This is a genomic window from Barnesiella sp. An55 (genome assembly GCF_002161555.1).
Lineage (GTDB): Bacteria > Bacteroidota > Bacteroidia > Bacteroidales > Barnesiellaceae > Barnesiella > Barnesiella merdipullorum.
The window spans coordinates 15,100-26,641 of sequence record NZ_NFHZ01000010.1 but is presented as its reverse complement, the minus strand read 5'-3'; the positions used below and the strand labels follow the sequence as shown (position 1 = coordinate 26,641).

General features: G+C 56.4%; 8 protein-coding genes. 2 read left to right on the top strand and 6 right to left on the bottom strand.

All coding sequences use genetic code 11. The features are described from left to right. Nucleotides 1-119 precede the first annotated feature (119 nt). Nucleotides 120-602: a cytidine deaminase gene (locus B5G10_RS07490; protein ID WP_087424114.1), complete on the bottom strand. Its 483-nt coding sequence runs from the start codon at nucleotides 600-602 to the stop codon at nucleotides 120-122. A gap of 179 nt (nucleotides 603-781) precedes the next feature. On the opposite strand from B5G10_RS07490, the gene B5G10_RS07485 reads away from it, so the two are divergent. After that, nucleotides 782-1,681: a glucosaminidase domain-containing protein gene (locus B5G10_RS07485; RefSeq protein ID WP_087424176.1), complete on the top strand. Its 900-nt coding sequence runs from the start codon at nucleotides 782-784 to the stop codon at nucleotides 1,679-1,681. A 150-nt stretch (nucleotides 1,682-1,831) separates the two neighbouring features. Here the strand turns inward: B5G10_RS07485 and B5G10_RS07480 are convergent, their stop codons facing one another. Together B5G10_RS07480 and B5G10_RS07475 are read right to left on the bottom strand one after the other, a co-directional pair. Beyond that, nucleotides 1,832-3,799, bottom strand: a complete 1,968-nt coding sequence (locus B5G10_RS07480) for an OmpA family protein (RefSeq protein WP_087424113.1) — start codon at nucleotides 3,797-3,799, stop codon at nucleotides 1,832-1,834. Nucleotides 3,800-3,928: 129 nt separating this feature from the next. Beyond that, nucleotides 3,929-5,149 carry an S-adenosylmethionine:tRNA ribosyltransferase-isomerase gene (locus B5G10_RS07475; protein WP_206396557.1) on the bottom strand — a complete coding sequence of 407 codons (1,221 nt, stop codon included), beginning with the start codon at nucleotides 5,147-5,149 and terminating at the stop codon, nucleotides 3,929-3,931. 111 nt (nucleotides 5,150-5,260) lie between these two features. On the opposite strand from B5G10_RS07475, the gene B5G10_RS07470 reads away from it, so the two are divergent. After that, nucleotides 5,261-6,325, top strand: a complete 1,065-nt coding sequence (locus B5G10_RS07470) for a DUF2027 domain-containing protein (RefSeq protein WP_087424111.1) — start codon at nucleotides 5,261-5,263, stop codon at nucleotides 6,323-6,325. A gap of 119 nt (nucleotides 6,326-6,444) precedes the next feature. Here the strand turns inward: B5G10_RS07470 and B5G10_RS07465 are convergent, their stop codons facing one another. The 3 genes from B5G10_RS07465 to B5G10_RS07455 form a co-directional block, all read right to left on the bottom strand. Further along, a complete protein-coding gene (locus tag B5G10_RS07465; protein WP_158098795.1) occupies nucleotides 6,445-9,192 on the bottom strand; it encodes a TonB-dependent receptor in 2,748 nt (915 codons plus the stop codon). A gap of 373 nt (nucleotides 9,193-9,565) precedes the next feature. Continuing rightward, nucleotides 9,566-10,942 (bottom strand): glycosyltransferase family 39 protein, encoded by a 1,377-nt coding sequence (locus tag B5G10_RS07460; protein WP_087424109.1) that lies wholly within the window; start codon nucleotides 10,940-10,942, stop codon nucleotides 9,566-9,568. A gap of 6 nt (nucleotides 10,943-10,948) precedes the next feature. Next, nucleotides 10,949-11,542, bottom strand: a complete 594-nt coding sequence (locus B5G10_RS07455) for a hypothetical protein (protein ID WP_087424108.1) — start codon at nucleotides 11,540-11,542, stop codon at nucleotides 10,949-10,951.

The window sequence follows — 11,542 nt, the reverse complement described above, 5'->3', positions numbered from 1 at the left end:
GTCGCAATCCCGGGCAACGCGTCGCCTCATTTCCGCAACGCCCCGTTGGCACGGAGGTTTTGCAGCACGGGCGGCCGGGCTCATGGGCTCTACAAATATACGGTTTTTTGCGCTATTTCTTATTCGGGCAGATCGTTTTTCCCGAAGCAGAGCGGCAGCAGGCCACGTATCGATTCGACGATATAGGTCTCGCGGGTGCCGTAGAGGTAGATGCGTATGGGATAACGGTAGCGCTCTTCGGTCTCGAGTATCACCTGGCGACAGGCACCGCAGGGGGCAGTGGGGTGTTCGATGAACTTTCCGCCCGTTTGTGCAGCGATGGCCAGGGCCTCGACGGCACGGTCGGGGTATTGGGAGTTGGCATAGAAGAGCGTGGTGCGTTCGGCGCAGATTCCCGAGGGGTAGGCCGCATTTTCCTGATTGCTGCCCGAGACCATCACCCCTCCGGCCAGGCGCACGGCTGCTCCTACCTGGAATCGCGAATAGGGAGCGTAGGAGCGGTTGGAGGCCTCTTTGGCGGCATCGATCAATTTTTTCTCGGCTTCGGTGAGCTCTTCATACGAGCAAACCATTATCTTTGTGGTGATATTCTTGTTTTCCATAACTCTAATTAAGGGGTTACTTGCTACTACAAATATAAGGAAAGGCGGGGGCAAAGACAAATGGGAACTCAAAAATTCGTATCGGGCTGTGCCGGGCTGCTTTCTATATTCTATACAAATATAGCGAAATTTTGGAGAACGGGAATTTTTATCGTCTATTTTTAGAATTTACACGTATGATGAAACTTCGAGACCTTGTACTCTTTCTTCTGCTGACTTTTACCCTGGCTCCTCTTGCGGCGCAACACAAAAACAAAGTTTATCTCGACTACATCGAAAAATATAAATCGCTGGCTATCAAGCATCAGAAACAGTATGGCATACCGGCCAGCATCACGCTGGCGCAGGGATTACTCGAGTCGGGGGCCGGCCGCAGCGAACTGGCCCGCAAGTCGAACAACCACTTCGGCATCAAGTGTCACAGTGACTGGAAGGGGAAGCGGGTCTATTACGACGACGACCGCAAGGACGACTGCTTCAGAAAGTACAACTCGCCCGAAGACTCTTTTGAGGATCACGCCAAGTTCCTCAAGCGGGCGCGCTATGCTTCGCTTTTCGAACTGAAGGTGACCGACTACCGGGGCTGGGCCAAGGGGTTGAAAGCGTGTGGCTATGCTACCGACCGGTCGTATGCCAACAAGCTGATACAGACTATCGAACTCTATGAACTCTACCAGTATGACCGACAGAGTTTCAAGCCGATACGGGCGCAGGATCTGCCGCCTGTCGTGGTAGAGAATCCGCATGCCGTCTATCGCTCGTGGGGGCTGCTCTATGTCGAGGCTCGCGATGGCGACTCGCTCGAGTCTATCGCTCAGGAGTTTGGTTTCTCGGCCAAGAAACTGGCCGGCTATAACGAGATTCCCAAGGACTATCCCCTCGAGACCGGCGATATTGTCTATCTCGAAAAGAAAAAGAAGAAGGCCGAGAAGGGGTATGACTATACTGTGGTGCGCTCGGGCGACTCGATGCACTCCATTGCCCAGCGTTACGGCATCCGCCTGAAGAACCTCTACAAGATGAACAAGTTGCCCGACGACTATATACCCTCGGTGGGCGATACGTTGAAGTTGCGGTAGGGGGCCGTCACCCCGCATGCCTATGCGGGGGCTTATGACTACAGGCTGTATCTCCCGGATTCCGCATGGGGTCGGGGAGCAGAATGACTCGATGCCGGCATCGGGGTGTTGAACATGGCCTTTCACATCGAATGTTCCCGTGATAATAAATCAGTACAGATTCCAGGTGATTGACAGCACTTGGAATTCGGTGCGTCGGTTTATCTGGTTGGCAATCTCCTGATCTTCGGGCGACAGCTTGCTGATGTACTCTTCGGTGAGCACGTCGCCCTCTTTGAACTGCGGGTATTGCGTGGCCAGTTTCTTGGTGATGGTTTTGGGCTTGCTCTCGCCGTAGCCCTTGGCTTGCAGACGACGGGGGTCGATGCCGGCTTCGATGAGGTAGTTGACTACCGACTGGGCCCGCCGCTCCGAGAGCCGCTGGTTATACACGTCGCTTCCCTTGTAGTCGGTGTGGGCGCCCAGCTCGATGGAGACGTTGGGGTTGTCGTCGAGCATCTTTACCAGTTCGTTGAGCGAAGTCTCCGACTCGGGTCGCAGGGTGGCCCGGTCGAAGTCGTAGAAGATATTCTCGATGAGGATGGGTTTGCTGATGGAGGCGAGCACGAAGTTGACGCCATACTCGGCATCCTTCTCTTCGGCGTCGGAGATAAACTCCTGTTTCGAGTTGAGGTATCCGCGGCAGGAGGCCAGCATCACATAGTGCACTCCGCGGTCGAGTTTGAACCGGAAGCTGCCATCCTTGCGGGCATACTCTTTTTGGTTCGAGCCGTCGTTGCCTACGATGCGGATGATGGCGTCGGGCACCGGCTCGTCGTCTTTGTCGAGCACCGTACCGCTTATCCACACGCGTATCGAGGGCAGCTCGAAGCTGTAAATGTTGTCGTAGCCCCGGCCGTCGCCCCGGTTGGACGAGAAGAAGCCGGTCTCCTCCTCGCCGAAGGTGATGCCGAAGTCGTCGGCCGACGAGTTGATGGGGTATTTCATGTTTTCGATTTGCCACATGCCCGAGTCGTTCATCCGGGCCTTGAAGATGTCGAGCCCGCCCATGCCGGGGTGGCCGTCGGAGGCGAAGTAGAGGTCGCCGTTGGCGCGGATGTAGGGAAACATTTCGTCGCTCGGGGTGTTGATTTGCACGCCCAGGTTCTCGAGAGAGCCCTCCTGGTCGGTGAGCGAGATTCGCCACAGGTCTTTCCCTCCGTATCCACCGGGCATGTCGGAGACAAAATAGAGGTATTCGCCATCGGGCGACACGGCCGGATGGCCGAAGGCCGAGAGGGTGTCGGCGGTGATTTCGTATTTTTTGGGTACACTCCACTGGGCGCCGGTGCGGGTCGAGGTGTAGATCTCGACCGAAGTGTCGGAGTTGGGTTCGCGGCGAGCCTTGCTCAGATACATGGTGGTGCCGTCGGGGCTGAAGCTGATGACCCCTTCATCTTCGTCGGTATTGACATCGCCCTCGATGGGCTCGGGTTTTTGCCAGGCCCCTTGCTCATTTTTCTTGGAGAAATAGATATCGCAGTTTTTGGTACCGGTGATGGCACTCTTGGTTTTGCCCAGCGATTTCTCGGTCGATGAGGTGAAGTAGATCTGGTCGAAGTCTGTGCCCAGGTACATGGGGGCGAAGTCGCTGCGGCGCGAGTTGAGAATCGTGGCCTTCTTGACCACATAGCGGGTGGGATTCTCTTTCCATTGTTGAGCCAGGTTGCAGCCCCGTATGCCGTTCTTGGCCAGGGAGCTCTGCGGGTCGGTCTCGAGGTAGGCCTGGTAGTTTTTGATAGCCTCTTTGTATTTGCCTTCGTACTGTTGGCTGCGGGCCAGGTAGAAGAGGGCCATGCTGTCGGGGTAGTCGTATCGTATGGCATTCTGGTAGGCTGCCGCGCTGCGGGCCGCCATGTTGATGCGGCGGTAGCACTCACCCATCTTGAAAGCCACCTCGCCGCGCAACTTGCGCTCTTTGCGGGGGTTGGTCTTGCCATATACTTTACGGTAGGTCTGGGCGGCATCGTAAAACTCGCCCCGGGCGTATTGCTCGTTGGCAACACTTAGCTTTGCTCCCGAGCACGACGCCAACACGCCGGCAATAGCCAATCCCCAAAATACCGTCTTTATCTTCATTCCTTTTTGTCGAGCGACGACAAAACGGCGAGCGACTCCTGTGGGCCGCCCCGCTTGTCGCAAGTATCGATACTATTATAGATACGTTTTTTTTGCCGTTTTATTGTGTGGCTGCCGCGACGAATCGTCTCAGGGGAGCAGCAGCGAACTGTCGCCGTAGCTGAGGAACCGGAAGCCGTGTCCCAGAGCGTAGTCGTAAATCTCGCGCCAGCGTCCATTGACAAAGGCCGATACCAGCAGCAACAGGGTGCTTTGCGGCTGGTGGAAGTTGGTAATTATACCTTGCACGATGTGGTAGTGATAACCCGGTGCGATGATGATTTGTGTGGCGGTGACCAGCCGTTTCATGTCGTGGCGGTCGAGGTACTCGACGATGAGTCGCAGGGCCTCGCGTGAGTCTATTTCGGGGCTGCCGTCGTAGGGTTGCCATTGGCTCACGACGAGCGACTGGGGTGTGGCATCGGGATTGGCGGCCAGCATCTTGCCTATGTAGTAGAGGCTCTCGAGGGTGCGCACCGAAGTGGTGCCCACGGCTACCACGCGGCGGTCGGTGCGGGCCAGGGTGTCGATGAGGTCGCGGTTGACCGAGATATACTCGGTGTGCATCTCGTGCCCTTCGAGGGTCTCGCTCTTGACTGGCTTGAAGGTGCCGGCACCCACGTGCAGGGTGAGTTCGAGCTCGGGTATTCCCTGTGCCCGGATGGCTTCCAGTACCTCGGGGGTGAAGTGCAGTCCGGCGGTGGGGGCGGCTACCGACCCTTCGATTTTGGAGTAAACGGTCTGGTAGGTGGTCTTGTCGCTCTCTTCGGTCTCCCGGTTCAGATAGGGGGGGATGGGCAGTTCGCCGGCCTGGTCGAGCAGGGCGGCGAAGGTTACCTCGGGGTTGTCCCACGAGAAGCGCACCTCGTAGGCGTTGCCGTGGGGATTACCCCGCTCGGCGGTGAAGTGTGTGGCCTTGCCGTCGATCACGACCTCTTGCGTGAGGGGACCGCTCTTCCACTTCTTCGAGTTACCGATGAGGCAGAGCCACGAGCAGGAGCCGGTGGACTGGAACGACAGGGCATATTCGTGTGGGTCGAGCGGCTCGAGGCAGAATACCTCGATGAGGGCACCAGTCTCTTTGCGAAAGTGCAGACGGGCCTGTATCACCCGGGTGTTGTTGAATACCAGCAGGCTGTCGGACGGCAGCACTTGGGGCAGGTCGTAGAAGTGATGCTCCTCGATGAGCCCCTGGCGATAGACCAGCAGTTTGGAGTGGTCGCGTTGCGGGAGGGGAAACTTGGCAATGCGCTCGTCGGGCAGCGGATAATTGAAATCCTCGATGCGAATATCTTGTGTTTTTTGCATAATCTGTTTTGAATATCGTGCAAAAATAAGCAACTTTGCCGAATATAGTGCGGTTTGCCGCAACGAAATCGCTTGTTGCCGGTGGGCTGCAATAGACTTTAAAACAATGGAATTATGGTAAAAGTAGGTGATAGAGTGCGCTACCTCAATGCCGTAGGAGGCGGGGTAGTGGTGAAAATCGAGAAAGATATAGCTTATATCGATGAAGATGGTTTCGAGACTCCGGTACTGGCCCGGGAGTGTGTGGTGGTAGAGCCGGCCGAACCGACCCGCAAGAGTGCCCCGATGCCTGCCTCGAAGGTGGTGGATGTGCCGCCGGTCGAGAAGACGGTGACTCCCAAGGTGGCCGATGAGGCCGATGACTTTGCGGCCGAGGAGCGTCCCGAGGGGGAGAAACTGAACATTACCCTGGCCTATCTGCCCGACGAGAGCAAGCATCTGAACACGACCCGTTTCTCGTGCTACCTGGTGAACGACAGCAACTACTACCTCTATTTCTCTTATCTGAGCCGCGACGACGAGGGGTGGCGCACGCGCTATGCCGGGGTGGTAGAGCCCAACATACAGCTGCTGCTCGAGGAGTTCGGGCAAGAGGATGTCAACGCACTCGAGCGCATCTGCATCCAGTATATCGCCTTCAAGAAAGACAAGCATTTTGCCTTGAAGAGCCCTGTGGCCGTGGAGTACCGGCTCGACACGACCAAGTTTTACAAGTTGCATACCTTCCGCGAGAGTCTCTACTTCGACGAGCCGTCGTGGTGTCTCGATATCGTGAAGAACGATGTGCCGGTGCGCCCCATGGTGTTTGACGCCTCGGACCTTGAACGGGCCATGAAGATGAAAAAGAGTGCCGATAATCCTGTGCGCAAGCCGGTGACCCGTCGTGCCGAGAAGCCCGGTATCATCGAGATCGACCTACACGCCTCGGCTCTGCTCGACACGACTGCGGGGCTCTCCAACTCGGATATTCTCAACTATCAGCTCGACAAGGTGCGCGAGACGCTCGACCAGTATCGCCATGCCAAGGGGCGCAAGATTGTCTTTATTCACGGCAAGGGCGAGGGTGTGTTGCGTAATGCGCTGCTCAAGGAGGTGCGCGACAAGTACAAGAACTGTACCTGCCAGGATGCCTCGTTCCGCGAATATGGATTCGGGGCCACGATGGTGACTGTGCATTGAGTTGACCTTATCCCCCGGAGGCTATCGGGAAAATGATACTAAAAAAAGCGAAGCTGTACCGTGACGTGTTGTCGGGTACAGCTTCGTTTTTGTGTATAAGAAAAAGTCAGTCGAGTCGATTAAAACCGGTGTCTGCCGGGAGGCGGGCCCGGATGTCCGTAACCCCGGGGACCGCCAGGCCCCATGTCGGGCCGCTTGTCGCCAAAGGTGTTGAAGCGGTAGGTGAAGGTGAGCAGTCCGTAGGTGTTGAGGGTGTTGTACTCCACATCCTGAATGTAGTTACCCGTGACCGTACGGCGTATGCTGTTGCGTTGCCCCAGGATATCATATATCTTGAGGGCGATGGTGGCGTTCTTGCCTTTGAGGAACTGGTAGGAAGCCTGGGCATTCCATAGCCAGCTCTCGGTGTTGTAGCCGGCTGAGTAGCCCGACGACCCGCTGTATGTGAGGTCGGTGCCCAAGGTGATGGACCAGGGCAGGTATCCGTTCAGGTTGATGGTGCCTCCGTAGTTGTGGGTGCTTTGGTCTCTCTGGTTCTGCATGCTGTTGGTAGCCAAGGCATAGCGATAGTTGCCCCGCAGTTCGGCGTCGAAGTAGTCGGACCGGAAGGCGATACCCAGATTTTCGGCAGCATTGAACGAACCGGCATCGTTGCGCATGCCGTTGTTGTAGCCCACGTTGTTGTTGTAGCTGAGACGGCTGAAACTGTTCAGTTGCCAGTGTTTGTTGCGGAAGGGGGTGGTGAACATGAGCATACCCGAGGCGTTCCACACGCCATTGGCATTGCGGTAGGTGGTGGTCTGTCCGCCGGTCGTGGCATCGTAGGTGGTCTCGGAGATGATACTGTTGGTGGTGAACCCGCCGAACAGCATGGCCATGATGGCCCGCTGTGTCTTCTCGTCGTAGTCGTTGAAGCGCACGCGCAGCGTGTTTTTGAACGAGGGCTTCAAGGTGGGGTTACCGATAACGACGCGCAGGGGGTCGGACACGTCGGCTACGGGTTGCAACTGGGTCATGGTGGGCTGCGACGACGATCCGCGGTAGTCGATGCGCAGCGAAGTCTGCTTGCCCAGCTTGTAGCGGTAGCGCAGATAGGGCGCCACATTGAATACGGTGCGCTTGGGAATGTTGCGGTCGCTGTTGATGCGGTCGATCGATTGCGAAGATGAGGGCTCGACGGCCAGACCTACATCGTAGGTATAGGTGGGTTTTACCTGCTTGAATCCTACCTGGGCCCGATGCCTGAAGTAGTTGTTGCGGAAGCTGTTGCTCAGGTCGTCGTTGCGCACGGTGTCGAAGGGCAGGGCCGTGAGCGGGTCGGTAAATATGTCGTAGGTGTATTTGTCGGCGTTGTTGAAGTTGGCGTTGAACCGGTAGGAGAAGGTGAGGAATCGACCTTTCTTCACGTCGCCCAGCGGTTCGGTCCAGGTGAGTCGGGCCCCATAGCTGTTGCTCCAGGTGTGGTCGTCGTCCATCTGGTCGAGAGTACTGTCGGTAGCCAGTTGGTAGTACTTGTAGAGTGCCTTGGTCCAGCCGTCTTCTTTCGTGTCGCTGAATTTGTATTCGGCCTGGATACTGAACGAGCGCCCCGGACGCGAACGGAATTTGTGGTTGTAGATGAGTTCGCCCGAGATATCGTAGCCTGTACCCTTGTTGAAGTTGTTGCTCTCGCTGAAGTTGACTTTGCTGCGGGCCAGGTCTCCGGCGGTGGTGAGTGCCGAGTCGTAACTGTCGGAACGGGAGAGGGCCACAGCGAATCGAGGTCGGAACTCGAGGGTGTTGAGCGAGTCGATTTCCCAGTGAATCCTGAAGTTACCGCGTATGTTCTGCCCGTGGTCGTTCATCTTGTTGTGGCCGCTGTAATAGGAGGTGCTGTCGGCAAAGAGGTTTTGCCGCTCGGTGCGTTGCAGCACGTTGCGGTTGCTGTTGTTGTAGCTCACGTCGCCGCCTACGCGGAACTCTTCGCCTTTACCCACGTTGAAGTTTACACCCACGTTGTGGCTGGTGTTGATGCCGTTCATGCCGCCGAACCGACGGAAACGGCTGCCACCCAGGTCGGTGAATCCCATGTTGTTGGTGTTGTTCGACCCGGCGAGAATGGTCACCTGGTTGTCGCCAAAGAAGCGGTTGACCATGGCGCCGGCTTCGTAGCGGCCGTCGAGGCCGTATCCGCCTGCAACGTTGCCGAACCAACCGTGTTTCATCCCCTTCTTGATGGTGAGGTTGATCACGGTCTCTTCTTCGCCGTCATCGACTCCGGTGAGGCGGGCCAGGTCGGACTTGCGATCGACTACCTGCAGCTTTTCGACAATATCGACCGGCAGGTTCTTGGTGGCTATCTTGGGGTCGTCGGAGAAGAACTCTTTTCCATCGACCAGAATCTTGGTAATCTCTTTGCCGGCGTGGGTTATTTTGCCTTCGCTATCGACTTCGACACCCGGCAATTTCTTCAGCAGGTCTTCTACAACCGAGTTGGGTTGGGTTTTGTAAGAGTCGGCATTGAACTCGACAGTATCTTCCTTGACCACTACCTCGGGGGCTTTCCCCACGACGACGGCCTCTTGCAGCAGGATGTCGTTACTCTCGAGCAGAATTGAGCCCAGGTTGCGCCGCGACTGTCCGGCGGTGAGTCGCACGGGTTCGTAGGTGATCTTGTAGCCCAGGAACGAGAAGGCGGCCAGGTAGTTGCCGGCTTTCTTGACTGTGAGGGCAAAGGTGCCGTCGTTCTTGCTCGATACGCCGGTGACAAAGGAGCTGTCGCGGGCCGAGAGGAGGCGTATGCTTACCTGCGGGAGGGGCAACTCGTCGGTCTTGTCTTTTACCGTACCCGAAATCGTAAACTGGGCCCAGGCGCTTTGGGCTGCCATCAAGGAAAAAATACACGCAAACAGGATGAAAATACCTTTCTTACACATCTTAAAAAAATCAATCTATTGATCAGTTAGATTTCAATGTTTATATGACCTTGACATCTTGTCAAGGTTTAAATGCTCCCGCTATCTTTTTGCATTTTTTAGAGACTGTTTGTTCTTTCCTGTCAATTTTTCTAAAATCGATAGGACCGAACCGCAGGTTGCCCGTGGGTTTCCTGCCGCAGTTCTATCGGGGGACGAGAGCTTGTTCCCCCACTATCCAGCACTTGGCTGCGGTGCAGCCGGTTTTATTTTCGGTCGGCAGTCGAGGCTGCCAGATTGAATTCATCCATGGTAAAGCGGTGGATGAGGTTTCGCAGGTGGCAATCTATTTCAAGGAGAGGTACCGTTCGATATAGTCGGCTCCCCGGCGGGCAATGTGGGTGGTTGCCACGAAGTACCAGCACATGGGGACAAAACAGAAGAAGAACCGTTTGGCCGAGTAGGCGAGAACGTTGTGTATTGAATCCCACACATAGTCCACGTGATAGATGACTAATCCGTAGAAGAGTACGCTCAGTACAATCATGCCCAGCAGGGGCAGATTGTCGTATTTCTTGATCATGAACCAGGCGTTGGCTACGAACAGAAGGGCAAAGGCGGGGAAGGTCCAGCCGTAATAGACGGGGTTGCTGAAGAGGGCCCAGAACCCGCCGGCTATTTCGGATGCCTTTTCTCCGTCCCAGAAGAGATGGGTGATGGCCATCCCTTCGGTATAGAGTGCGCCTACTTTCATATAGATAAACCAGATTACGGCCGGGAGCAGAGCCAGGCCGGTGAAGTACCATCCCTTGCGGTAGCTCTTGCGGCGTATGCAGTCGATGAGCAAGACGATACAGGCGGCACCGATGAAGACGATGCCCTCGTTGCGGCACCACATATTGGCACCCAGCAGCAGGGCTCCGGCATAGAGCTCGTGGTCGTGGCGGCTACGCAGCCAGCTGGCCGTATAGGCGATGCCCAGTGAGGCAAAGGCGGCTTGCATGGCGTTGGTGGCCGAGAGCGACGAGAAGGCTATCATTTCGGGCGCCATCATCATGAGCAGTGTGGTGAGGGCGGCGATGGTCTTGCCCGTGTTGCGTCGCAGGATGCCGTAGAAGGCGATAACGAAGAAGAGGTACATGAGGGCCGGTATTGCTTTGGAGGTTTCGGCTCCCAGCAGATAGACATAGGCATAGCTCAACTGTACGAAGGGGGCGTAGGCAATGCTGCCTCCGGCCCGGTGTATCGAGGGGTTATAGTCGGCATCGAAGAGGCTCATGCGCAGGTAGGTATGGTCGTGGTCGGCTACGAATCCCAGGGTGTCGAAGGCGGCGAGGCTGTCGCGGTCGCTGGGCGGGAAGAAGATACACTTCGAGTAGTTCATGTATTCGCAATAGGCGATGACGAGCAGGAGGAGTATCCACACCAGATTGGCCTGTTTCAAGTCGTTGAGCATGGCGGGGGTGAAGCGCAGACTGTCGATGCCGCGGTAGCGCCACACGAGAAACATGAGCAGGGCGAAGACGATGGCCTGGGCCAGCAATACCGAGGTGGCCGTGAGGGGGATATGCACCAGGTCGAGCAGGGCCATCACGATGGTTTGCAGGGTCATTCCCAGGGGGAACGAGAGACCTATGCGTTCGGTCCACGAAAACCGCGGGCTGACGAGGGCCGTCAGCAGGATGCCCAGGAGGCAGGTGAGTATGATTCCGACAATGAGCATGGTGCGTTACTGTTTGGGGTGAATGGGTAATATGGCGAAAGGAGCCTTTTGGGGTACCTCGTAGTTGAGGTATTCATATCCTACACCGTTGGCAATGGCCACGTGAGTGATCTTTTGGCTCCATGGGGTTTTGCCCAGCTCGGAGGTGAGGATGACCCGGCGGGGATAGAGGAAGCGTGTGGCCCACAGCTTGTTGTAGGGCTCGCCCGAAAAGACGCGCTCTTGTCCTTCGGGGAAGAAGGCCTCTTTGGAGGGGAGCAGGATGACGGCATTGGGCGGGGTGCTCTCCTTGAGGTAGCGCAGATAGACGTAGGAGAGCCCCAGCTTCATCTCGAACCGCTGGTCGGTGGTGGTAGCGGCGTAGTGACGGGTGGCTTCCAGGTTGCCAGTGAGCATTTCGTAGGGCCATTTGTAGGTCCATTTGTATTCGGGCTGGGGGTAGAGCACGAGTTTGTTCAGCAAAAATGCGACAATGACCACGGCAAGCAAGTTTTTAATGACCCACGAGGCGGTGATTCCCGCGGTCCACGATTGGGGTGCGGGTGCCGATTTTCCTTTTCCGGCGGGTTTTTTTGCGGGTTGTGCAGTCTTGTTTTTCAT

Coding starts and splice junctions, on each gene's coding strand:
- B5G10_RS07465 (WP_158098795.1), bottom strand. CDS start 9,192: ATGGCAGCCCAAAGCGCCTGGGCCCAGTTTACGATTTCGGGTACGGTA.
- B5G10_RS07480 (WP_087424113.1), bottom strand. CDS start 3,799: ATGAAGATAAAGACGGTATTTTGGGGATTGGCTATTGCCGGCGTGTTG.
- B5G10_RS07455 (WP_087424108.1), bottom strand. CDS start 11,542: ATGAAAAACAAGACTGCACAACCCGCAAAAAAACCCGCCGGAAAAGGA.
- B5G10_RS07490 (WP_087424114.1), bottom strand. CDS start 602: ATGGAAAACAAGAATATCACCACAAAGATAATGGTTTGCTCGTATGAA.
- B5G10_RS07460 (WP_087424109.1), bottom strand. CDS start 10,942: ATGCTCATTGTCGGAATCATACTCACCTGCCTCCTGGGCATCCTGCTG.
- B5G10_RS07470 (WP_087424111.1), top strand. CDS start 5,261: ATGGTAAAAGTAGGTGATAGAGTGCGCTACCTCAATGCCGTAGGAGGC.
- B5G10_RS07485 (WP_087424176.1), top strand. CDS start 782: ATGAAACTTCGAGACCTTGTACTCTTTCTTCTGCTGACTTTTACCCTG.